The sequence below is a fragment of the Streptomyces sp. NPDC014676 genome, from assembly GCF_043084105.1.
Classification (GTDB): Bacteria; Actinomycetota; Actinomycetes; order Streptomycetales; family Streptomycetaceae; genus Streptomyces.
This window is the reverse complement of the sequence record NZ_JBIBZI010000008.1, coordinates 115,732-136,868: the sequence shown is the minus strand read 5'-3', so window position 1 is coordinate 136,868 and position 21,137 is coordinate 115,732. Positions and strand designations below refer to the sequence as shown.

The window sequence follows — 21,137 nt, the reverse complement described above, 5'->3', positions numbered from 1 at the left end:
GGTTGGTTAGGTTGCCCTCATGACCGACACGACTGCTCACAGCACCTCCGGCGCGGTGGCCGCCGGCCTCGCCACCGTCGCCGCCGACGGCACCGTTCTCGACACCTGGTTCCCCGCCCCCGTCCTGGCCGACGAGCCCGGCCCGTCCGGCACCGAGCGGCTCTCCGCCGAGCAGGCCGCGCAGCTCCTGGGCGGCGGCGCCACCGCGGCGGTCGGTCCGGACGCCCGCCGCGGCGTCGAGGTGGTCGCGGTCCGCACGGTCATCTCCTCGCTCGCCGAGAAGCCCGTCGACGCCCACGACGTCTACCTGCGCCTCCACCTGCTCTCCCACCGCCTGGTCCGGCCGCACGGCCAGAACCTGGACGGCGTCTTCGCCCACCTCGCCAACGTCGCCTGGACCTCCCTCGGCCCGGTCGCCGTGGACGACCTGGAGAAGGTGCGGCTCAACGCCCGCGCCGAGGGCCTGCACCTGGCCGTCACCTCCGTCGACAAGTTCCCCCGCATGACGGACTACGTCGCCCCCAAGGGCGTCCGCATCGCCGACGCCGACCGCGTACGGCTCGGCGCGCACCTCGCCGAGGGCACCACCGTCATGCACGAGGGCTTCGTCAACTTCAACGCCGGCACGCTCGGCACGTCGATGGTCGAGGGCCGTATCTCGGCCGGTGTCGTCGTCGGCGACGGCTCCGACATCGGCGGCGGCGCCTCCACCATGGGCACCCTCTCCGGCGGCGGCAACGTGCGCATCACCATCGGCGAGCGCTGCCTGGTCGGCGCCGAGGCGGGCGTCGGCATCGCCCTCGGTGACGAGTGCGTGGTCGAGGCCGGCCTGTACGTCACCGCGGGCACCCGCGTCACCCTGCCCGACGGTGAGGTCGTCAAGGCCCGTGAACTGTCCGGCGCCTCCAACATCCTCTACCGCCGCAACTCCGTCACCGGCACGGTCGAGGCCCGCCCGAACAACGCGGTCTGGGGCGGCCTGAACGAGGTCCTGCACAGCCACAACTGAGCCGGCCGTCACCCCCGTACGCTCTCGTACGGGTTACTCCCCGTGACTTCGGGGTCGTTTTGGCAGATGAACGGGTGGACACAGGGTCCGATCAGAAGCCGGGACGACTGACATACAGAAATGGGGACGAACGGGCGATGACGAACGAGTGGGTGTGGGGCGTGTTCCGCTGTGCGGTCGGAGTGATGGGAGTGGTGGCCGTGCTGATGCTGTGCGGCACACTGGCCGGTTCCGCACACGCGGACGAGACCAACACGGCCTCCCACAACGGTCACCGCGTCGGACTGATCAACGCCAACGTCGGTCAGATCGACGACCCCGCCGAGGACGTACTGGAACACACCCTGCTGTTCGGGGACGGGTACGCCTGGAACTGAGGGTCGCTTCGGCGGGCCGGACCGCAGCGCGTGAAACGCGACGCGGTCCGGCCCGCCTTTTTCTGTGAAGTCGCCGAGTGGTGGCATAGCGGGAGCCGCCCGCGCGCGTCCATAGGGGCGCGGGGAGCGGACACAGGGCCCGCTCCCGGGTGAAGAGAAGGTGGCGGTGACTCCACCCACCGCCGAAGCGGCGGGCTTCCTGCGTCGATGGCTGAGCACCGTCGCAGAGGACCAGCCCGGCCCTGCTGAGCACATTGAGCGCGCCGACGTGGTCGGCGTTGGCTTCGTGCGGCGCCGGGTGCGGTGGGGGAACGTCGCGAGGTGCCGCTGGGCGGCGCCGGCTCCTTGGCCATCGTCTCCAGGAAGCGCGGGTTGTCCACGTGCTCACCGTGGGACGTGGTGAAAAAGTGCGTCACGCCCATGTCGATGCCGACGGTGCTCCCGGTGGCGGGCAGAGGCTCGCCGGTGACTTCGCGGGGAAGACCCGGAGGACGTCCTCTGGATCCTCGCCCCCCGCACCGGGAAGCAGGCCGCCGAGATCCGCGGGCAGCAGCTGCCGGCCTGGGCCGACAGCGACTCGCTCGTCGCCTGGGACATCGGCGCCGACGGCAAGGAATTCCACCAGCGGCTGGTGCTGGTCACCGTAGGCAGCGACAAGGTGGTTCCGCTGAGCGGGTTCCGGTCGCCCGAGGACGACACGAAGGGGCGGTGGGAGCCGGTGTTCGTGCGGCGGTGAGGCGGGTCAGGCGGTCGTCAGGCCGTCGTACGCCGCTCTGAGCCCGTCGGTCGTCCTCCGGCCGGCGGGCCTCAGGGGTGGGCGGAGCGGGCCCGCGGGGAGGTTCAGGGTGGTGAGGAGGGCCTTCGCGGTGACCGTGCCGGGGAGGCCGTCCGCCGTCATCGCCTCGATCAGGGGCGTCGCCTGTCGCTGGAGGTGCGCCGCGCGGGCCGTGTCGCCCGCGTCGAAGGCGTCCAGTACGGCGCGGACGTGGGCGGGGGCCACGTTGGCGACCGTGCTGACGCAGCCCGCGGCGCCCACCGCGTAGAGGGCCAGGTTGTGTTCGTCGCAGCCCGCGTAGTACGCGAGGCCGGTGCGGGACATGACCTTCTGGGCGGCCAGGAAGTCGTACGAGCAGTCCTTGACCGCCTGGACGCGGGGATGTTCCGCCAGGCGGAGAAGGGTGTCCGGTTCGATGCGGACTCCGGTGCGGGACGGGATGTCGTACAGGGCGAGGGGGAGGTCCGTGGTCTCCGCGACGGTGAGGAAGTGGGCCTCGATCGCGTCCTGCGGGGGTCTGCTGTAGTACGGGGCCGACACCAGGAGGGCGTCCGCGCCGGCCCTCTCCGCCTCGCGGGCCAGTCGTGCGGTGTGGGCCGTGTCGGGGGTGCCGACGCCCGCGACGATCGTCGCCCGGGTGCCGACGGCCCGGCGTACCGCCTTGACGAGGGACGACTTCTCCGCGTCGGTGGTGGTGGGGGACTCGCCCGTGGTTCCCGAGAGGACCAGGCCGTCGCAGCCGTGGGTGACCAGGTGGTCGGCCAGGTGCTGGGCGCCGTCCAGGTCGAGTGCGCCGGCGGGGGTGAACGGGGTGATCATCGCGCACAGGGTGCGGCCGAGGGGTGGGGTCATGGGGGTAGTGTCCGGCGAAGGCTGGTGAAGGTCTACTTACATGTTGTGCCTATTACCGGTAAGCGTTGCTTTATGGATAGCGCCGGTGCGGTGGGGGTACTCGGGGTTCCCGAACCCGAGAGGAGGCGCATCGTGACCGGAACCATCGAGCGACGGCCGGTTCGCGACGAGCACAGCGTGGGTGAGCTCGTCGGGCAGGCCACCGAGCAGATCTCCCGGCTCGCACGGCAGGAAGTGGCGCTCGCCAAGGAGGAGCTGGCGGAGAAGGGGCGCCGCGCGGGGCGCGGCGGCGGGATGCTGGGTGCGGCGGGGGCGTTCGGTTATGCGGGGCTGCTCGCGTTGGCCGGTACGGGTGTCGCCGCGCTGGACCTGGCGCTGCCGCTGTGGGCGGCGGCGCTCATCGTCACGGGGCTGCTGTTCGCCATCGCCGGTGTGCTCGCTCTCGCCGGTCGTGGACAGTTGCGCCGGGCCACGCCGCCCAAACCCGAGCGGACCCTGGGCAGCGTGAAGGCCGATGTCGAGGAGATCAAGGGAAGGGCGCACCGATGACGCACGACATGAGGCGCGCGGGGTCCCATGTGGATGCGGACGCGGAGGCCGCGGGGCGCGGGGCCAAGGGACCGGACGAGCTGCGGCGGGAGATCGAGCGGACGCGGCATGAACTCGGCGACACCGTCGAGGAGTTGGCCGGGAAAATGGATGTGAAGGCGCGGGCGCGGGCGCGGGCCGACGACCTTCGGGACCGGGCCGGGGCGATGACCGTGCAGATGCGGAGCAGTGCGGCCCATGCCGGGGAGGTCGGCATGCGGCATCGCAAGCCGGTGATGATCGCCGGCGCGGTGGCCGCGGTCGTGGCGGGTGCGGTGATGGTGCGGCGCCATCGGTGTTGAGCCGTCCGTGCCCGCGGCGCGGCGTCCGGTCCGGTGAGGGCCGCTGTGGCGCCTTCGGCGGCGTGGGGGCGGGGCCGGGCCGGGGTACCCCTCCTCGGTCCGGCGCGGAACCGGGCGCTCGCGGGAGCCCGAGCCGACGCGCCGGCCGTAGCGGGCGGATACCCCCGCCCCGTCCCCTCACCGCCGTGGGCGGCTGTTCCTCCCTACGGGCGGAAGCGCAGCACCTGCGGGTCGTGGTCGCTGATCTGGTCGTGGAACTCCGCGTTGATGTGCACGCTGTCGTACGTGAAGGCGCCGCGGCGGATGGACGGACTGATCAGGATCTGGTCCAGGGCCTGGCTGTTGCCCTGGTAGACGTAGGAGTAGCGCTCGGACCGGGGGAGGGACTTGATCGCCGACCAGAGGGCCCCCCTGCCTTCGAGGATCTCCGTCGTGTCCGAGAACTCGAAGTCGTTGATGTCGCCCAGGGCCACCACGTCGGCGTTCTTCTGGGTCTTGAGGATCTTCGCCGTGAAGTCGTGGACGGCCTTCGCCTGGAGATGGCGCTGGGTCTCCGAGCCGCGGGCCGGGGGCTGGTACTGGGAGGTCAGGCCCTGGTCGCCGCCCTTCGAGGCGAAGTGGTTGGCGATGACGATGACCGTGCGGCCCCGGAAGGTGAACTCGCCGGCGAGCGGCTTGCGGCTGTTGCCGAACGCCTCGGACGTCGGGTCGACGCGGCCGGGGGAGAGGGTCAGGGCCGCCTTGCCGCGGATCTTCGTGACGCCGGTGGCGGTCGTGGCGTCGCCGCCTGCACGGTCCGTGAAGGAGACCCGCGCCGGGTTGAAGAGGAAGGCCTGGCGGATGTTGCCGCCCGGTTCGCCGCCGTCCTGCTTGTCGGCGGGGTCGACGGAGCGCCAGTCGTAACGGGGGCCGCCCGCCGCCTCGATGGCCTCGATCAGCTTGGTCATCGTCAGGTCGGCGGCGACCGTGCCGTCGTCGGTGGCGCCGTTGTTGTCCTGGATCTCCTCCAGGGACACGATGTCGGGCGACTTGAGGTGGTGCACGATCGCGGCGGCATGGGCGGCGAAGGTGTCGTCGCCCGGGTCGAGGTTCTCGACGTTGTAGGTGGCGACGGCCAGTTCGGTGCCGCGCTGCTCGCGGGTCGTCTCGCGCCGCAGACCCGCGCTCTCGAGCGTGCCCAGCTCGCTCGCCACGAGGGTGTAGCCGCCGTACTGGTTGTAGTCCAGGGGGCCCGCGGTGGTGCCGGTGAGGGTGTCGCCGACGTTCGCGTCGGGGAAGTCGGACGCCTTGCCCAGCGACTGGATCTGGAGACGGCCGGTGTTCTGGGCGTCGTAGGAGCCGTAGACCGTGCCGCCCCGGCGGTTGCGGTGCTCGTACGGCTTCACCGTGACCCAGAGTTCGGTGTACGGGTCGGTGGCGCCCACCACGCGCGTGTCGGAGACCTGGACGTTCATGCCCTCCAGCGACTCGTAGAGGTCCAGGGCGTACTCGGCGGGGCGCAGGGGGAGCGCGTTGATCGAGCCGTTCGGCTCGGGGGTGTACGCGGCGGGGACGGAACGCGCGTCGAGGGTGGTGGCGGCCGGCAGCGGGTTGCCGCTGGAGGTGACTGTGAACGTGGGGCGGGTGATCTCCGTCAGGGACTGGTTGCCGGAGGACGTGCCGCCGGGGACGTACTCCGAGACCGTGCCGGAGACCGTGACGGCGTCGCCCACGGCGACGCCCTTGGGGGTGGAGCTCGTGAAGACGAAGACGCCCTCGCTGGTGGCCGGGTCGGCGTCCGGGGCGGGATCCTGGATCCAGAAGCCGCGGGACGAGCCGTAGGTGCGGATGCCGGTGACGATTCCGGTCACGTCGGTGACCTGCTGTCCGGCCAGCGGTGAGGTGCGGGTGTCGCCCTGGATGTCATGGATGCGCACCGTGTCGGCGTGCGCGGGCGACGTGAGGACGACGGCGGACGCCGCGGAACATGCGGCGGCGACGGTGAGCGCGGCGAGACGCGCGGACTTGCTCGGCAACGGATTCCCTCCGGGGACGTGTGACCCACCCTCTTCTACGCGCGTCAATCTCCAGCCGGGCCCCGCCACTTGTCAAGGTTTCGGCCATGTACGCCCGCTGAAGGGCAGATGAAGCGGGCGGCATGGGTGGAAATCCGTCTAGGCTGAGTGGCCGAGTCGTGAGAGGCCTAGGAGAAACAGCCGATGTCAGACAGCTCCATCCTGCCGCCTGCGCGGCTGCGCCCCGAAGCGGAGCTGGCGCGCGACGCCCTGTCCACCCCGGTGCTCTCCCGGGCCGCCCGGCTCGCCCGCTGGGCCGGACCGGACACCAGGGTCGACGCCGGCGCGGGGCTCGTCGACGAGCAGCTGCCGACGGCTGCCGCGGAGCTGGGGCTGACCGGGGAGGACGCCGCCGCCGACGCCAGTGAGGCCTGGCGCGTCGCCGTGGACACCGGGCTCGTCGAGGTGGCCGACGAGGAGGAGGGGACCGTCACCGCGGGGGACGGGCTGGGGGCGCTCACCGGGGGGTCGCCGCAGGACGTGCTCGGAGTGTGGCTCGCGGCCCTGGAGACGGTGCTCGGTGACGCGAGCGTTCCGGACCTGGGCGGGCTGGTCGACGCCCTCGCCGAGGGGGAGGGGTCCGGGGAGATCGACTTCGACGCGCTGGGCTGGGACCCGGAGGCCGAGGCGGAGTTCCTGGACGGCGTGCTCGGGAACCTCTACCTGCTGACCGTGGGCGGGGAGGACGCCGACGGGACGATGGTGCCGTTGCCCGCGCTGGCCGCGTCGGTGATCGTGCCCGACGACATGGCCGAACCCACCAATGACGCCCTGGAGCAGATCTCCGACGCGATGATGCGGCTGGACGACCAGTTCCGCATGCTGGAGCCGGTCGGGCTCGTGGAGTACCGGCCGGTGGACGAGGCGCTGATGGCCGACGCCGACGAGGAACCCGCCGCGCCGGTCGACGACACCGACGTCGCCCGGTACGGCATGGTGCGGCTGACCCCGCTCGGGCTGTACGGACTGCGCGCCCGGCTGCTGGAGGCCGGGTTCGAGGCGCCGGCCGTCGGCGACCTCGTGGACAAGGGCGCGGACGCGCTGCTCGACGGCACCGCCGGCTTCCCGCCGGCCGCCGCCCACGCGGAGACCGCGCAGTGGCTGGACCGGCGCGATCCGCTCCAGGCCGCACGCGAGTTGCTGGCGGCGGCACGCGGGGCGGACCAGGGCGCGCCGCTGCGGCGGCTGCGGTGTCAGCAGGCGCTGTCGCTGGTCGGCACGGCGGCGGAGCCCGCGCTGCGGGAGGTGCTGGACGATCCCGAACTCGGCGGGCTGGCCCGGGTGTGGCTGGCCGAGCACGGGGCGACCGACGTGCCGCCGCCGTCCGAGGCCCTGATCTTCTGGCTGACCATCGACACGGTCGCCGCCCAGCTCGCCGCCGAGGGCAACTCCGAGGAACTGCGCTCCCTGGTGGAGGGGCTGGCGCGGCAGCACGGCGGTTTCTTCGACACGGCCTGGCGGGTGGAGCACCCGGCCACCGCGGACGTGCTGGAGGCCATGGGGCGGCTGCACCCCGACAAGCGGATCGCGAAGGAAGCGCGGAAGGCGGCGTTCAAGGCGCGGTCGCAGCACGGGAGCTGAGCGCCGTGCCTCTCGCGCTCGCGTGACCGGCGGTCGGGCGGTGGGGTGTGCGCGGGGCTGTGCCGGCATGCGGCTCCGCCGTGTGGGTGCAGAGAGGCGCCGAGGGGCCGGCTTCCAGGGACGGGAAAGGACCGGCGGGGGCGGGAATTCCACGCGCCGCGACAGCGGCATGTGCCCGGTGCCGTGCGGGGGCCGGGCGGTTCACGCAAGGGAGAACCACTGTGCCCCCCGGTGTTCAACCGGCGTTCAGGCATGGGCGGGAGCGTGGCGGGCGCACGAGGATCGCCACCCTCCACGGTCCAGCCACGCCACAGGAGACAGCATGTCGCTCACCCGCAGGGACTTCACCAGGACGTCCGCGATCGCCGGTGTCACGCTGGCGGGCAGTGTGGCCGCCCTCGCCTCCGCGCCCCACGCCCTCGCGGCCACCGACACCGAGAGCGTGGACGAAGGCGCCGGGGAAGCGGCCGGACGGCACGACGGGGTCGGCTACGGGCCGCTCGTCGCGGACCCGGCCGGACTCCTCGCCCTGCCCGCCGGGTTCACCTACCGCGTCCTCACCCACACCGGTAAGACCCGCCTGGAGTCGGGTGAGTTCACGCCCGCCGACCACGACGGCACCGCCGCCTTCCCCGGACCTCGCGGCAGCACCCTCCTGGTCAACAACCACGAGATGGACGGCCCGCGCGACGAACGGGAGTTCCCCGTCCCGCTCGCCGAGGGCCTGGTCTACGACCCGGCCGCCCCCGGTGGCTGCACCGTCGTCGAGGTGCGCCGCGACGGCAGCGTCGCCGAATGGGTCGGCATCGCCGGCACCGCCAACAACTGCGCCGGCGGCAGCACCCCCTGGGGCACCTGGCTCACCTGCGAGGAGAACTCCGACCGGGCCGGCGAGAACGGCATGACCAAGGACCACGGCTACGTCTTCGAGGTCGACCCCGCCGACCGGCGCGCCAACCGCGATCCCAAGCCGCTGAAGTTCTTCGGCCGTTACGACCACGAGGCCGTCGTCATCGACACCAAGCGCGGCCACGCCTACCTCACCGAGGACGCCGACGAGCCCAACGGCCTCTTCTACCGTTGGACCCCGCCGGAGGGCTTCCGCTACGGCCCCGGCACCCTCCGCAGGCTCGCCGACGACGCCGGCGTCCTCCAGGCGCCCAAGTGCTACGACTCCGGCGGCCGGTACGTCGACGACCTCTCCCGCGCCACGAGGACCGGCACGGTGTACGGCGTCGACTGGGTGGACGTGCCCGACCGCGACGCACGGACCGTCGACGTGCGCGAGCAGTTCGGGGAGGGCGAGGTCACCCGCGCCCGCAAGCTGGAGGGCATGTGGTGGGGCGACGGCGGGGCGTACATCGTCTCCTCGTACGCCCGCGAGGAGAGCCCCGTCCAGCACGACGGCCAGGTCTGGTTCTACGACCCCAGGCGCCGCACGCTGACCCTGAAGGTCCTGCTCGGCGTCGACCGGGACCCGGCGAAGGACGGCGCCTTCGACGGCCCCGACAACATCACCGTCTCACCGTACGGCGGCCTGATCATCGCCGAGGACGGCGAGGGCGTGCAGCACCTGTTCGGCGCCACCGACAGCGGACGCACCTACCCCATCGCCCGCAACGAACTGAACATCGGCACCGAAGAGGAGCCGGAGTTCAGCGAATTCACCGGCGTGACCTTCTCGCCCGACGGCAAGACCCTCTACGCCAACATCCAGGAACCGGGCATCATGCTCGCCATCACCGGGCCCTGGAAGCGGCAGAAGCGCCGCTGATCGATTCGCCCGCCCGACCGGAGCCCTCCCCGTCACCCGCGGCTCGGTAGGGTACGGGGAGGGTTCCCGGGTTCGAGGAGTGGCTGATGGCGCAGGTCAGGTCCATGCGCGCGGACGCCCGCCGCAATCGCGAACTGCTGCTGGAGGCCGCGGTGGAGGCGTTCGCCGCGCACGGTGAGGGTGCCTCGCTCGACGACATCGCCAAGCGGGCGGGCGTCGGGTCCGGCACGCTCTACCGGCACTTCCCCACGCGTCAGGCGCTGCTGGAGGCCGCCTACGTCGACCGCATCGAGTCGATCGCGGCGCGGGCCGGTGAACTGGCCGGGCGGCTGCCGCCGGGAGAGGCGCTGGTGGAGTGGCTGAACGAACTCGGCGCCGGGATGCTCCGGATCCGGGGGCTGCGGGCGCTGCTGGGCGCCGCCGTCGGGGACGGCGGCACGGAGTGCTGCGATCCGCTGAAGAGCGCGGTGGACCGGCTGGTCGGGGCGGCGCGGGAGGCGGGCGTGCTGCGGCGCGACGTCGAGCCCGTCGACGTGCTGCGGCTGGCCCACGGCGTGGCGACGGCCTCGGAGCTGGCGGGCGGGGAGGGCACACAGATCCGCCGGTACCTGGAGCTGCTGATGACCGGGCTGCGGGCCCCGGGCGCCCCCTGAGCGGGGGGCGCCCGACGGCTCGCGGAGTGGTTACAGTGCCTGGCCGGCCGGCTTCACCATCCCCCGTACCGTGCGGGACTTCACGAAGTCGCCCATCGCGGTCATCTCCCACTCGCCGGAGTACTGGCGGATCAGCTTCGCCATCATCACGCCCGTCTGCGGTTCGGCGCCGGTGAGGTCGAAGCGGACCAGTTCCTCGCCCGTGGTGGCGTCCAGGAGGCGGCAGTACGCCTTGGCGACCTCGGTGAACTTCTGGCCGGAGAAGGAGTTGACCGTGAAGACCAGGCCGGAGACCTCCTGGGGGAGGCGTCCGAGGTCGACGGTGATCACCTCGTCGTCGCCGCCGCCCTCGCCGGTGAGGTTGTCGCCGGAGTGGCGGATCGCGCCGTTGACGATCTGGAGCTTGCCGAAGTAGCAGCTGTCGATGTGGTTGCGCTGCGGGCCGTAGGCGATGACCGAGGCGTCGAGGTCGATGTCCTTGCCGCGGTAGGCCGGCTCCCAGCCGAGACCCATCTTGACCTGGGACAGCAGCGGCTGGCCGCCCTTGATCAGGGAGACCGTCTGGTTCTTCTGGAGGCTGACCCTGCCCTTGTCCAGGTTGATCTTCCCGGTGCCGGGGGCGGGGGCGGGCGGGGCCGGGGGAGCGGCGGGCGCGGCGGGTGCGGCGGTCGGCATAGGAGGCGCCTGCGGGGTGGCCGCCGGCTGGGGCGGGGCGGCGGCCGGTTCCTCGACCGTGACGCCGAAGTCGGTGGCGATGCCGGCCAGGCCGTTGGCGTAGCCCTGGCCGACGGCGCGGGCCTTCCAGGCGCCGTTGCGCAGGTAGATCTCGACGACCACCAGGGCCGTCTCGGCGCCGAGGGCCGGGGGTGTGAAGGTGGCCAGGACCGCGTTGTCGTCCGCGTTGCGGAGGGTGGCGGTGGGCTCGATGCCCTGGAAGGTCTGGCCGGCGGCGTCGGGGCTGGCGGTGACGACGATCTTCTCGATGCCGGGGGGTACGGCCGTGGTGTCGACCGTGATGGCGTCGGGGGCGGTGCCGCCGCCGGACCGGTAGGTCACGCCCGGGCCGGCGGGCTGGTTGTAGAAGATGAAGTCGTCGTCGGAGCGCACCTTGCCGTCGGCGGTGAGCAGCAGGCCCGATACGTCGAGGCGCACGGGCGCGGAGACGTCCACCGTCACTCGGGCGGTGGGGAGAGGGATGTTCGAGCCGGGGGTCATTGCGGTCATGCCGGGTGAACGAGCGGGGGCGTTTTGCCGTTCCCTTACCTCGGCCCGATCGGACCAGTGGGCCTTCTCGCCCCGCCGCCTCTTCCCGCCCCCGGACCCGGGGCGGAGCCCCTCGAACGCCGGAGAGGCCGGCATGAGCCCCTCCGGCGTTCGAGGAGCGGGGGTCCGGGGACGGAGCCCCCGGGACGGGACGGGTAAGGGCGGCGGGGGCGAAAACCCCTACGGCACCACCACGATCTTCCGGCCCACCCCTGCCGCGAACTGCTCCAGCGCCTGCGGGTACTGGTCGAGCGGCAGACGGTCGCTGATGAAGACGTCCGGGTCCAGGACGCCCCCGGCGAAGAGCTCCGCCGCCCGCTCGTAGCTGTGCAGCACGGCCATGGACCCCGTGATCGTGATCTCCTGGTTGTAGATCCGGTACGGATCGATCGTCACCCGCGTCGCGTAGTCGGCCACCCCGAACTGGAGGAACGTACCGGCCTTGGCCACCCGGTCCAGGCCGTCCTGGATCGCCGCCGCGTTGCCCGTCGCGTCGATGACGAGGTCCCAGCCCTGGGGCCGGTCCAGTTCGTCCGGCGACGCCGCCGCCGCGGAGACCCCCAGCTGTCGCGCCGTCTCCAGCCGCGCCGGGTTCAGGTCCACCACGTCCACGCTCGCCGCGCCGGTCCGCTTCGCCAGTTCCAGCATCATCAGGCCCATGGTCCCGGACCCGTAGATCAGGACGTGGGCGCCGAGACGCGACTGGAGCACGTCGTAGCCGCGCACCGCGCACGACAGCGGCTCGATCAGCGCCGCGTCCTGCGTGCGGACGTGCTCGGGGAGCTTCACGCAGTTCGCCACCGGCGCCACCGCGTACTGGGCCGCGCCGCCCGCCGTGGTGACGCCGATCGCCGCCCACCGCTCGCACATGTTGTTGTGGCCGACGCGGCAGTAGCGGCACTCGTGGCAGTACAGGGAGGGGTCGACCGCGACCCGGTCGCCGAGCGACACCTCGGTGACCTGGGAGCCGATCCCGACCACCTCGCCGGCGAACTCGTGCCCCGGCACGATCGGCAGCTTCGGCGCGAACTCGCCCTGGAGGATGTGCAGGTCCGTGCCGCACAGCCCGCACGCGGCGACCTCGACGACGACGTCGCGCGGCCCTGGCGTCGGGTCCGGGACCTCGGCGACGACGGCCTTGCCCACGGACTCGATGACGGCGGCCTTCATTTCACGGCTCCCAACGACAGGCCCTGGACGAGTTTGTCCTGGGCGGCGAACCCCGCGGCGAGCACCGGCAGGGAGATGACGAGCGACGCGGCGCACACCTTGGCCAGGAACAGGCCCTGGCTGGTGATGAAGCCGGTCAGGAAGACGGGGGCGGTCTCGGCGACCACGCCCGTCAGGACCCGGGCGAAGAGCAGTTCGTTCCAGCTGAAGATGAAGCAGATGAGGGAGGTCGCGGCGATGCCGGGGAGCGCGATGGGCGCGACCACCCGGGTCAGGATCGTCGGCAGCTTCGCGCCGTCCACCCGCGCGGCCTCGATGATCGCGACCGGGACCTCGGCGAGGAAGGACTGCATCATCCACACCGCGATCGGCAGGTTCATGGAGGTGTAGAGGATGACCAGCAGCCAGATGTTGTCCAGCATGTCCGTGTTCTTGGCGAACAGGTAGATCGGCAGCAGGCCGGCCACGACGGGCAGCATCTTGGTGGAGAGGAAGAAGAAGAGGACGTCCGTCCACTTCTTCACCGGGCGGATGGACAGGGCGTACGCGGCGGGCAGCGCCAGGACCAGGACGAACAGGGTCGACACGATCGACGCCACCGCCGAGTTGATCAGCGCCGGCCAGGGGCTGGCGCCGCCGTCCGCGCCGAAGAACTCGCGGTAGCCGTCGAGGGTGAGGGCGGCGGTGAAGGACGGCGGGTTGGTGGCCGCGTCCGTCTCGGAGTGGAAGGACGTCAGCGCCATCCAGGCGATGGGCAGGAAGAACACGATGCCGGCCAGCCAGGCGACCAGGCCGAGACCCGCTCCGCCGCGGAACCGGCCGCCGGTGCGTACGGTGGTGCTGCTCATGCGCGGGACACCTCCTCGCGGAACAGGGACGAGACCACGCGCAGGGCGAAGGTCGCGATGATGATGGAGCCGATGACGACCAGGACGCCGGCGGCCGAGGCGAGGCCGTTCTCGTGGGCCTGGTAGAAGGTCTGGTAGACGGTGTAGGGCAGGTTGGCGGTGCCCAGGCCGCCGGACGTGATGGTGAAGACCGCGTCGAAGTTCTGCACGATGTAGATCGAGCCGAGCAGGGCGCCCAGTTCGAGGTAGCGGCGCAGGTGGGGCAGGGTGAGGTGGACGAAGATCTGCCAGTCGCTCGCGCCGTCGACGCGGGCGGCCTCGATCTGCTGCTGGTCCCGGCTCTGCAGTCCGGCGAGCAGGATCAGCATCATGAACGGGGTCCACTGCCACACCAGTGAGGCCTCGACGGCGAGCAGCGGGGTGCCCGAGATCCAGTCGGGCTGGGGGCCGCCGACGTAGTGCAGCAGGCCGTTGAGGAGTCCGTACTCGGGGTTGTAGAGGACGTGTTTCCACAGCAGCGCGGCCGCCACCGGGACCACCAGGAACGGGGCGATGAGCAGGGTGCGGACGATGCCCCGGCCGCGGAACCTCCGGTCCAGCAGCAGGGCGAGCAGCAGTCCGAGGACCAGGCTGGCGAGGACGACCGCGACGGTCAGCAGGATCGTCGTCCAGACCGACTTGCGCAGGGCCGCGTCGGTGAGGACCTCCTGGTAGTTCTCGAAGCCGGCGAAGTGACGGGCGTCGGGATAGAGGGAGTTCCAGTCGAAGAAGGAGATCACCAGCGTCGCCACGAAGGGGAGCTGGGTCACCGCGATCATGAAGATCAGGGCGGGCAGCAGGGGGGCCCGGGTGGCCCAGGCGCGCAGCCGGGCGGAGGGCGGGCGGAGGGCGGAGCGTGTCTCCGGTGCGGCCACGGGGGCCGTTGTCGTGGCGGTCATCGTCCCTCGTACTCCTCGGCGATCTCTTCTGCGAGCTGCTGGGACTTCTTCAGGGCCGACTCGACGGACTGGCGTCCGGCGATGGCCGCGCTGATCTCCTGGGAGACCTTGGTGCCGAGATCGGTGAACTCGGGGATGCCGACGAACTGGATGCCGGGCGCCGGACGGGGCTGTACGCCGGGGTCGTCGGGCCGGGCCTGCTCGATGGCCTCCTTGGTCATCTCCTGGAAGGCGGCGGCCTCCGCGCGGTAGTCGGGGTTGGCGTAGGTGGAGGCGCGCTTTCCGGCCGGGATGTTCGACCAGCCGATCTCGTCGCCGACGAGCTGCTCGTACTCCTTGCTGGAGGCCCAGGAGACGAACTTCCAGGCGTTGTCGGGGTTGCGGGAGGCGTGCTGGATGCCCCAGGCCCAGGTGTAGAGCCAGCCGGAGGACTCGGTCTTCTCGACGGGCGCGGGGGCGTAACCGACCTTGCCCTTGACGGGGGAGTCGGCGGCCTCCAGGGAGCCGGCCGCGGAGGTGGCGTCGTACCACATGGCGACCTTGCCCTGGGTCATGTTGTTCAGGCACTCGGCGAAGCCGGCCTGGGGGGCGCCGGACTCGCCGTGCTCGCGGACCAGGCCGACGTAGAACTCCACGGCCTCCTTCCACTCGGGGGAGTCGAGCCGGGCCTTCCAGTCCTTGTCGAACCAGGTGCCGCCGAAGGTGTTGACCACGGTGGTCAGCGGGGCCATGACCTCGCCCCAGCCGGGCAGTCCGCGCAGGCAGATGCCCTTCATGCCCGGTTCGGCGCCGTCGAGTTCGGCGGCGAGGTCGGCCACCTGCCGCCAGGTGGGTTCGGCGGGCATGGTCAGGCCCTCCTTCTCGAAGACGTCCTTGCGGTACATCAGGAAGGACGACTCGCCGTAGAAGGGCTGGCCGTAGAGCTTGCCGTCGTCGCCGGTGAGGGACTGGCGCATCGGCTTGAGGACGTCCTGCTCGTCGTAGGAGGCGTCCTCGCCGACGTAGGAGTCCATCTCGTGGAGCCAGCCGTTGCGGGCGTAGATGGGGATCTCGTAGTTGGAGAGGGTGGCCACGTCGTACTGGCCGGCCTGGTTGGCGAAGTCCTGGCTGATCTTGTCGCGGACGTCGTTCTCCGGCAGCACGGTGAAGTTGACCTTGATGCCGGTTTCCTCGGTGAAGTGGTCCGCGGTCAGCTTCTGCAACTCGACCATCTGCGGGTTGTTGACCATCAGGACGTTGATGGAGTCACCGCCGGATCCGGCCCCGCCCGCTCCGACCCAGCAGCCGGAGAGCAGCGGGGCGAGCAGCGTCCCTGCGGCGACCGCGGCGAGTGTGGCTCGCGGCGGCCTCCGTCGGCTCTGGGTTCGCATGGATCGCTCCTGGACATAGAGGGAGGTAACGGGCGCGACCCGGTGCGGGTCGGCCCGAGGGGGAGGTGGAACGGTGTGCTGATCTGGTTCAGACCCGGATGACCTGCGGCCCCAGCAGGGAGTAGCGATGGGCCTCGGACGCCGGGAGCAGGGTGCTCGTGACGATCGCCTCCAGCGCGCCGACCTCGGCGAACCGGCAGAAGCTGACCGCCCCGAACTTGGTGTGGACACCGGCGAACACCACCCGGCGGGAGGCCCGGACCGCCTGTGCCTTGACCTCGCTGACCGCCGGGTCGGGCGTGGTCAGTCCGTGTTCGCGGGAGATCCCGTTGGCGCCGATGAACGCCAGGTCGATGACGAAACCGGAGAGCATCCTCGTCGTCCAGTGGTCGACGGTGGCGAGGGTTCCGGAGCGGACCCGGCCGCCGAGCAGCAGGACGGACGTGGTGCCGGTCTCCGCGAGCGCGCCCGCGACCGGAAGGGAGGCGGTGACCACGGTGAGCGGCCGGTCGATGGGCAGGGCCTCGGCGATGAGCTGGGGGGTGAAGCCCTCGTCGACGAAGACCGTCTCGGCGTCCCCGATCAGCTCGGCCGCGGCGGCCGCGACCCGGCGCTTCTCGGGGACGTGGCTGGTGGCGCGGAAGGCGAGCGTCGTCTCGAAGCCGGCGCTCTCCACGGGATAGGCGCCGCCGTGGGTGCGGCGCACCAGACCGTGGTCCTCCAGGGCGCGCAGGTCCCGTCGTACGGTCTCCTTGGCCACGCCCAGGTCGGCGGCGAGCGCGCTGACGTCGACCGAGCCGGTGGTGCGCGCCACCCGTACGATCTCCCGCTGGCGCTCTTCGGCCGTCCTGTTGCTCATGGCCGGACTCCCGCTTCCTGGTCTCGCTGCCCGTTCGGGCCCGGTGGGACCCATGCAGGAAGTTCTACAGCGGGCTTTCGGAGCTGACCAGGCCTGTCGCGAGTCCGTTGCTGCCCGGTTGTGCCCGTTCGGCTCGCCCCGTGTCCGGCCCGGACCTGGGAGGGCACGGGGGAGCGGGTGGGAGCGGGCGGCGCGGATGCCCGAATGCGGCGGCGGGCGGGCCCGTTCGGTGCCCGCCCGCCGTCGGATGCGTCGATTTTCCGCCGGAGTTCCGCCGGAGTTCCGCCGTCAGTACGGCCAGATGGGCGGGTCGGTGACGAAGTGGCCGCCCAGGCGGGCGTGCGCCGGGTTGTCCGGGTCCAGCTCGCCCTGTTCGGCGATCAGCTTCTCGGCGTACGGCTCGGAGTCGTCCTGGGGGTCGTAGCCGAGCGCCCGCGCGGAGGTGAGGTCCCACCACAGGCGGGTGTTGGCGGAGGAGCCGTGGACGACTGTGTGGCCGACGTCCTCGGCGGTCAGGGCGGCGTGGAAGAGGCGGGCGCCGTCGGCGGGGCTCATCCACACCGAGAGCATGCGCACGCTGGTCGGTTCGGGGAAGCAGGAGCCGATGCGCACGGAGACGGTCTCGATGCCGTGCTTGTCCCAGTAGAGCTGGGCGAGGTCCTCGCCGAAGCACTTGGACAGGCCGTAGAAGGTGTCGGGACGGCGCGGGGTGTCGACCGGGATGAGGGGGTCGTCGCCCCGCGGGCGCGGGGTGTAGCCGACGGCGTGGTTGGAGGAGGCGAAGACGACGCGCTTGACGCCCTCCTCGCGGGCGGCCTCGTACAGGTGGTACGTGCCCTCGATGTTGGCCTTCAGGATCTTCTCGAACGGGGCTTCCAGGGAGATGCCGGCGAGGTGGATGATCGCGTCGACGCCGCGGACCGCCTCGCGCACGGCGTCCCGGTCGGCGAGGTCCGCGACGATCGCGTCCGGTTCGCCGTCGATCGGGCGCAGGTCGAGCAGGCGCAGTTCGTGGCCGAGGTCCGGGAGCAGGCCCCGCATCAGCGTGCCGAGGCCGCCGGCGGCGCCGGTGAGCAGAACGGTGCGGGGAGCGGGCATCCTCGGGTCTCCTTGCCTCGCCGACCGTGTCACCCCTGCACATGGGTGCACGATGTTCATATTCTTGGACACGCTAAGAAGGTGGGGCGTGGCGCGTCAAGTATTCCGCGACTTCCTGTGGAACGAAAGAATTCGCTGGTGTGTGGCGGGGGGCGGTGCTTGACCGGGACCTCCGGGGCGTCTTAGCGTGAACATGTTCAAATATGGGGACGTGAATCAGAAATGTGGACCAGGGAGAGCTTGTGACGTCAGCCCCTCTCGCCGCCCGACTCGGTGTTCCCAGCGGGCCGCTGTTCTTCCCGGTCACCGCCTACGGACCCGACGGCTCCGTCGATCTCCACACCTACCGCCTCCATGTGCGGCGCGGGGTGGAGGCCGGGGCCGCCGCCGTGTTCGCCTGCTGCGGCACCGGTGAGTTCCACGCGCTGACGCCGGAGGAGTTCGAACTGTGCGTCACGGCCGCCGTGGAGGCCGCCGACGGACGCGTCCCGGTCGTCGCGGGCGCCGGGTACGGCACCGCGCTCGCGGTCCGCTACGCCCGCCTCGCCGAACGCGCCGGGGCCGACGGCCTGCTCGCCATGCCGCCCTACCTGGTCAGGGCCGCGCAGGAGGGACTGCTGCGGCACTACCGGCAACTGGCCGCGGCCACCTCCCTGCCGGTCATCGTCTACCAGCGCGACAACGCCGTCTTCACCCCCGAGGGCGTCGTCGAACTGGCCCGTACCGAGGGGATCGTCGGCTTCAAGGACGGCCTCGGCGACCTCGACCTGATGCAGCGGATCGTCAGCGCCGTACGCGCCGAGGGCCCCGCCGACTTCCTGTACTTCAACGGGCTGCCGACCGCCGAACTGACCCAGCCCGCCTACGGCGGCATCGGCGTCACCCTCTACTCGTCCGCGGTGTTCTGCTTCGCGCCCGAGATCGCCCTCGCCTGCCACACCGCCTTCCGCACCGGCGACACGGACACCGCGCACCGCCTGATCGACGGCTTCTACCGGCCGTTCGTCGAACTGCGCGCCCAGGGCGCAGGCTACGCCGTCTCCCTGGTCAAGGCCGGCGTACGCCTGCGCGGCCTCGACGTGGGCGAGGTCCGGCCGCCGCTGCACGAACCGGCCGGGGACCATGTCAAACAGCTCGCCCGGCTGATCGAGCGGGGACACGCACTGCTGGAGGAGAGCCGGTGAAGACGTCGGCGTTCGTCTACCCCTGGGACGTCAACGGGGACCCGGAGGCACCCGCGCGGATCGCCGCGCTCGGCACGGCGCAGGTGACGCTCGCCTCCGCCTACCACTCCACCCGCGCGCTGACCCCGCGCCACCCGCGCCACCGCGTCGTCACCGCCGAGCACGCGGCCGTGCTGTACCCGGCCGGGGACCACTGGTCCGGCCGCACCCCGCGCCCGTACCCGGCCGGCGACTGGGCGCCCGGGGACGCCTTCGGCGAGGCCGCCGCCGCCCTCACGGACGCGGGCCTCGAGGTGCACACCTGGGTGGTGCTCGCGCACAACTCCCGCCTCGGCGCGGAGCATCCGGACACCTCGGTGGTCAACGCCTACGGCGACCGCTACCCCTGGGCGCCGTGCGTCGCCCAGCCCGCCACCCGCGCGTACCTGACCGACCTCGCCGCCGAGGCGGCGGTACGCCCCGGAGCGCGCGGCACCGAGCTGGAGTCCCTCGGCTGGTACGGACTGGCCCATCTGCACGCCCACGACAAGACCGCCGGGGTCGGCCTCGGGGACGCCGGGCAGTATCTGATGTCCCTGTGCTTCTGCCCGTCCTGCCGCGAGGGATACGGGGCGCACGGCCTGGACGCCGACGAGCTCGCCACCGCCGTACGCGCCGTGCTGGAACCGGTGTGGCGGGGGGCGCCCTCCGACGGGGGCTGGGCGGGCGTCGAGAAGCTCCTCGGCGAGACACCGGCGAACGCCACGCGCACGTGGCGCGACGCGACGGCCCGCACGCTCCAGGAGGCCGCGGTCCGGGCCGTACGGGAGGCGGCTCCCGAGGGCTTCCAGGTCCTCCTGCACGCGGACCCGGTCTCCTACCACTGCGGCGCCAACGCCGGCGTCGACCCGGCCCACATCCTCTCCGTCGCCGACGGAGTGGTCGTGCCCTGCACGGGAGGCGCCGGCCTGCTGGCCCCGTTCGCGGGGGAGGCCCGCGCGGACACCGTCCTCGCCGCCAACTTCACCGTGGTCTCCGGCATGGGCGGCAACCCCGGCACGCTGGCGGCGGACGCGACGGAGGCCCGCCGGCTGGGCGCGACGGAACTGCGGCTGTATCACGCGGGGCTGGCGTCGGACGGGGACCTGGAGGCGGTGCGGTCGGCGCTCGCCGGCCTGTGAAACAGCATCGCCGACGTCACCGTCAGGACACCCCCGAGCACGGCCAGCAGCAGCCGGTGGTCGACGAGTTCGACCAGGGCCGCGCCCGCCGCCAGGCCGAGGACGTTCGGGGTGAACACCAGGGTGTTGGCGGTGGCGGTGACCCGGCCCAGCAGCGGTGGCGGGGTCTCGCGCTGTACGGCGGTCAGGGTGGCGATCAGTACGGCGGGCAGGCCCGCGCCGATCGCCGCGCTGCACACCCACGCCAGCGGGTCGTCAGGCACCGCGCGCAGCGCCACCGCCACGGCGAGCAGGGCGATGCCGTACGCCGCGAAGCGCCGTTCGCCGAGGCGCCGCAGGGCGGGACCGGAGAGCAGGCCGACGAGCACCGACCCCGCGCCCTGGACGGCGTACAGCACACCGGCGTACGCGGGGGAGTGACCGAGGGCGTCGACCACGGCGTAGACCAGCGCCCCGCTCAGGCCCGCGCACAGCATCGTCGTGCCGCCCGCCGGCACCAGGGGACGCAGTACCGGATGCGCCCACAGGTGGCGGACGCCCTCGGCCGTTCGCCCGCGGGCAGTGCCGGTCACGGGCACCGGCCGGTCCTCCCGTACCCGCAGCGACGCGTACACGACCGCGGCGAGCAGGAAGGTGACCGAGTCCAGTACGGCGACGCCCGCCCCGCCGTACGCCGCGTACAGGCCCGCGCCCGCCAGCGGGGCCAGCAGCTTCATGCCCTCGTCGGCGGTCATCCGCAGCCCGTTGAAGTCGCCGAGCAGGGAGCGGTCCACGGCGGTGGCGATCAGCGCCGACTCGGCCGCGTCATGGACGACGCCCGCAGCGCCGTACACGAACAGCACCGCGTACAGCAGCCACAGCCCGCGCGGCGAGTCGACGGCGCAGAGGGTGAGCAACAGCACCGCCATGAGCAGGCTCGCGGCGATCAGCAGCGGCCGGCGGCGGAACCGGTCGGCCAGGGTGCCCAGCAGCGGGCCGGCCAGGGTGGGTGCCCACATCGCCAGCAGGCACGCGGCCGCGAGACCGTCCGAGCCGGTGAGGTCCTTGACCCACACCCCCGAGGCCAGCCACAGCGCGGAGGTGCCGAACCCGGAGATCACCACGCCGATGAGGTAGAGCCCGGCGTTGCGGTCCCGCACCACGCGGGCCGTCGTCCATGTCGTCGTCATGCCTGGCCATCGTGGGGCTAAGGACGGCCCCCGGGGATCGGGCAGGTGCCTTAGAAGCGGGGCGGCCGGGCGATGGGTTCCGCCGCCGGGATCGGTCTACCACCCAGGAAGAC

At 72.1% G+C, this 21,137-nt stretch carries 19 protein-coding genes; 9 read left to right on the top strand and 10 right to left on the bottom strand.

Going from position 1 to position 21,137, the window contains the following annotated elements; genetic code table 11:
* The first annotated feature begins 19 nt into the window (after positions 1-19).
* Together dapD and ACF1DX_RS23130 are read left to right on the top strand one after the other, a co-directional pair.
* Complete coding sequence (gene dapD / locus ACF1DX_RS23135) at positions 20-1,009, top strand: 2,3,4,5-tetrahydropyridine-2,6-dicarboxylate N-succinyltransferase (protein WP_391793026.1); 990 nt, start codon at positions 20-22, stop codon at positions 1,007-1,009.
* A gap of 137 nt (positions 1,010-1,146) precedes the next feature.
* Positions 1,147-1,386, top strand: coding sequence for a hypothetical protein (locus ACF1DX_RS23130; RefSeq protein ID WP_391793025.1), 240 nt, complete (start codon positions 1,147-1,149; stop codon positions 1,384-1,386).
* A 742-nt stretch (positions 1,387-2,128) separates the two neighbouring features.
* Here ACF1DX_RS23130 and dapA read toward each other — a convergent pair.
* The gene (gene dapA, locus ACF1DX_RS23125) at positions 2,129-3,013 is read right to left on the bottom strand and encodes a 4-hydroxy-tetrahydrodipicolinate synthase (protein WP_391793024.1); all 885 of its coding nucleotides are present in this window, start codon (positions 3,011-3,013) and stop codon (positions 2,129-2,131) included.
* Positions 3,014-3,145: 132 nt separating this feature from the next.
* Between dapA and ACF1DX_RS23120 the strand changes: the two genes are divergently transcribed.
* The gene (locus ACF1DX_RS23120) at positions 3,146-3,562 is read left to right on the top strand and encodes a phage holin family protein (RefSeq protein WP_391793023.1); all 417 of its coding nucleotides are present in this window, start codon (positions 3,146-3,148) and stop codon (positions 3,560-3,562) included.
* Positions 3,559-3,903 carry a DUF3618 domain-containing protein gene (locus ACF1DX_RS23115; protein WP_391793022.1) on the top strand — a complete coding sequence of 115 codons (345 nt, stop codon included), beginning with the start codon at positions 3,559-3,561 and terminating at the stop codon, positions 3,901-3,903. The genes ACF1DX_RS23120 and ACF1DX_RS23115 overlap by 4 nt, the downstream gene beginning before the upstream one ends.
* Before the next feature lie 203 nt (positions 3,904-4,106).
* Here the strand turns inward: ACF1DX_RS23115 and ACF1DX_RS23110 are convergent, their stop codons facing one another.
* Entirely contained in the window at positions 4,107-5,918 is a 1,812-nt protein-coding gene (locus tag ACF1DX_RS23110; protein ID WP_391793021.1) for an endonuclease/exonuclease/phosphatase family protein, read from the bottom strand.
* A gap of 183 nt (positions 5,919-6,101) precedes the next feature.
* Between ACF1DX_RS23110 and ACF1DX_RS23105 the strand changes: the two genes are divergently transcribed.
* The 3 genes from ACF1DX_RS23105 (at position 6,102) to ACF1DX_RS23095 (ending at position 9,965) form a co-directional block, all read left to right on the top strand.
* Positions 6,102-7,538 carry a hypothetical protein gene (locus ACF1DX_RS23105; RefSeq protein ID WP_391793020.1) on the top strand — a complete coding sequence of 479 codons (1,437 nt, stop codon included), beginning with the start codon at positions 6,102-6,104 and terminating at the stop codon, positions 7,536-7,538.
* A gap of 322 nt (positions 7,539-7,860) precedes the next feature.
* Positions 7,861-9,312 (top strand): alkaline phosphatase PhoX, encoded by a 1,452-nt coding sequence (locus ACF1DX_RS23100; protein ID WP_391793019.1) that lies wholly within the window; start codon positions 7,861-7,863, stop codon positions 9,310-9,312.
* A gap of 86 nt (positions 9,313-9,398) precedes the next feature.
* Positions 9,399-9,965: a TetR/AcrR family transcriptional regulator gene (locus ACF1DX_RS23095; protein WP_391793018.1), complete on the top strand. Its 567-nt coding sequence runs from the start codon at positions 9,399-9,401 to the stop codon at positions 9,963-9,965.
* A 30-nt stretch (positions 9,966-9,995) separates the two neighbouring features.
* Here ACF1DX_RS23095 and ACF1DX_RS23090 read toward each other — a convergent pair whose 3' ends face one another.
* The 7 genes from ACF1DX_RS23090 to ACF1DX_RS23060 all read right to left on the bottom strand — a co-directional run bounded on the left by ACF1DX_RS23090 (position 9,996) and on the right by ACF1DX_RS23060 (position 17,511).
* The gene (locus ACF1DX_RS23090) at positions 9,996-11,180 is read right to left on the bottom strand and encodes a TerD family protein (protein ID WP_391793252.1); all 1,185 of its coding nucleotides are present in this window, start codon (positions 11,178-11,180) and stop codon (positions 9,996-9,998) included.
* A gap of 228 nt (positions 11,181-11,408) precedes the next feature.
* Entirely contained in the window at positions 11,409-12,398 is a 990-nt protein-coding gene (locus tag ACF1DX_RS23085) for a zinc-dependent alcohol dehydrogenase family protein (protein ID WP_391793017.1), read from the bottom strand.
* On the bottom strand, positions 12,395-13,246 hold the full coding sequence (locus tag ACF1DX_RS23080; protein WP_391793016.1) for a carbohydrate ABC transporter permease: 852 nt from the start codon (positions 13,244-13,246) through the stop codon (positions 12,395-12,397). The genes ACF1DX_RS23085 and ACF1DX_RS23080 overlap by 4 nt, the downstream gene beginning before the upstream one ends.
* Positions 13,243-14,184, bottom strand: a complete 942-nt coding sequence (locus tag ACF1DX_RS23075) for a carbohydrate ABC transporter permease (RefSeq protein WP_391793015.1) — start codon at positions 14,182-14,184, stop codon at positions 13,243-13,245. The genes ACF1DX_RS23080 and ACF1DX_RS23075 overlap by 4 nt, the downstream gene beginning before the upstream one ends.
* Positions 14,181-15,554 carry an ABC transporter substrate-binding protein gene (locus ACF1DX_RS23070; RefSeq protein WP_391793014.1) on the bottom strand — a complete coding sequence of 458 codons (1,374 nt, stop codon included), beginning with the start codon at positions 15,552-15,554 and terminating at the stop codon, positions 14,181-14,183. Before ACF1DX_RS23070 ends, ACF1DX_RS23075 begins: the two co-directional genes overlap by 4 nt.
* Positions 15,555-15,642: 88 nt before the next feature.
* On the bottom strand, positions 15,643-16,413 hold the full coding sequence (locus tag ACF1DX_RS23065) for a DeoR/GlpR family DNA-binding transcription regulator (RefSeq protein WP_391793013.1): 771 nt from the start codon (positions 16,411-16,413) through the stop codon (positions 15,643-15,645).
* A 288-nt stretch (positions 16,414-16,701) separates the two neighbouring features.
* Positions 16,702-17,511 (bottom strand): NAD-dependent epimerase/dehydratase family protein, encoded by an 810-nt coding sequence (locus tag ACF1DX_RS23060; RefSeq protein WP_391793012.1) that lies wholly within the window; start codon positions 17,509-17,511, stop codon positions 16,702-16,704.
* 242 nt (positions 17,512-17,753) lie between these two features.
* On the opposite strand from ACF1DX_RS23060, the gene ACF1DX_RS23055 reads away from it, so the two are divergent.
* Together ACF1DX_RS23055 and ACF1DX_RS23050 are read left to right on the top strand one after the other, a co-directional pair.
* Positions 17,754-18,695 carry a 5-dehydro-4-deoxyglucarate dehydratase gene (locus ACF1DX_RS23055; RefSeq protein ID WP_391793011.1) on the top strand — a complete coding sequence of 314 codons (942 nt, stop codon included), beginning with the start codon at positions 17,754-17,756 and terminating at the stop codon, positions 18,693-18,695.
* Complete coding sequence (locus ACF1DX_RS23050; RefSeq protein ID WP_391793010.1) at positions 18,692-19,855, top strand: hypothetical protein; 1,164 nt, start codon at positions 18,692-18,694, stop codon at positions 19,853-19,855. Before ACF1DX_RS23055 ends, ACF1DX_RS23050 begins: the two co-directional genes overlap by 4 nt.
* Here ACF1DX_RS23050 and ACF1DX_RS23045 read toward each other — a convergent pair.
* Positions 19,792-21,024, bottom strand: a complete 1,233-nt coding sequence (locus ACF1DX_RS23045) for an MFS transporter (protein ID WP_391793009.1) — start codon at positions 21,022-21,024, stop codon at positions 19,792-19,794. The two genes, ACF1DX_RS23050 and ACF1DX_RS23045, sit on opposite strands and share 64 nt — an antisense overlap.
* Between the last annotated feature and the right edge of the window lie 113 nt (positions 21,025-21,137).

What these genes read in the sequence shown, in the direction of transcription:
- ACF1DX_RS23080 (WP_391793016.1), bottom strand. Translation starts at nt 13,246, where the DNA reads ATGAGCAGCACCACCGTACGCACCGGCGGCCGGTTCCGCGGCGGAGCG.
- ACF1DX_RS23075 (WP_391793015.1), bottom strand. Translation starts at nt 14,184, where the DNA reads ATGACCGCCACGACAACGGCCCCCGTGGCCGCACCGGAGACACGCTCC.
- dapD (WP_391793026.1), top strand. Translation starts at nt 20, where the DNA reads ATGACCGACACGACTGCTCACAGCACCTCCGGCGCGGTGGCCGCCGGC.
- ACF1DX_RS23090 (WP_391793252.1), bottom strand. Translation starts at nt 11,180, where the DNA reads ATGACCCCCGGCTCGAACATCCCTCTCCCCACCGCCCGAGTGACGGTG.
- ACF1DX_RS23115 (WP_391793022.1), top strand. Translation starts at nt 3,559, where the DNA reads ATGACGCACGACATGAGGCGCGCGGGGTCCCATGTGGATGCGGACGCG.
- ACF1DX_RS23105 (WP_391793020.1), top strand. Translation starts at nt 6,102, where the DNA reads ATGTCAGACAGCTCCATCCTGCCGCCTGCGCGGCTGCGCCCCGAAGCG.
- ACF1DX_RS23045 (WP_391793009.1), bottom strand. Translation starts at nt 21,024, where the DNA reads ATGACGACGACATGGACGACGGCCCGCGTGGTGCGGGACCGCAACGCC.
- ACF1DX_RS23070 (WP_391793014.1), bottom strand. Translation starts at nt 15,554, where the DNA reads ATGCGAACCCAGAGCCGACGGAGGCCGCCGCGAGCCACACTCGCCGCG.
- ACF1DX_RS23130 (WP_391793025.1), top strand. Translation starts at nt 1,147, where the DNA reads ATGACGAACGAGTGGGTGTGGGGCGTGTTCCGCTGTGCGGTCGGAGTG.
- ACF1DX_RS23060 (WP_391793012.1), bottom strand. Translation starts at nt 17,511, where the DNA reads ATGCCCGCTCCCCGCACCGTTCTGCTCACCGGCGCCGCCGGCGGCCTC.
- ACF1DX_RS23085 (WP_391793017.1), bottom strand. Translation starts at nt 12,398, where the DNA reads ATGAAGGCCGCCGTCATCGAGTCCGTGGGCAAGGCCGTCGTCGCCGAG.
- ACF1DX_RS23095 (WP_391793018.1), top strand. Translation starts at nt 9,399, where the DNA reads ATGGCGCAGGTCAGGTCCATGCGCGCGGACGCCCGCCGCAATCGCGAA.
- ACF1DX_RS23065 (WP_391793013.1), bottom strand. Translation starts at nt 16,413, where the DNA reads ATGAGCAACAGGACGGCCGAAGAGCGCCAGCGGGAGATCGTACGGGTG.
- ACF1DX_RS23100 (WP_391793019.1), top strand. Translation starts at nt 7,861, where the DNA reads ATGTCGCTCACCCGCAGGGACTTCACCAGGACGTCCGCGATCGCCGGT.
- dapA (WP_391793024.1), bottom strand. Translation starts at nt 3,013, where the DNA reads ATGACCCCACCCCTCGGCCGCACCCTGTGCGCGATGATCACCCCGTTC.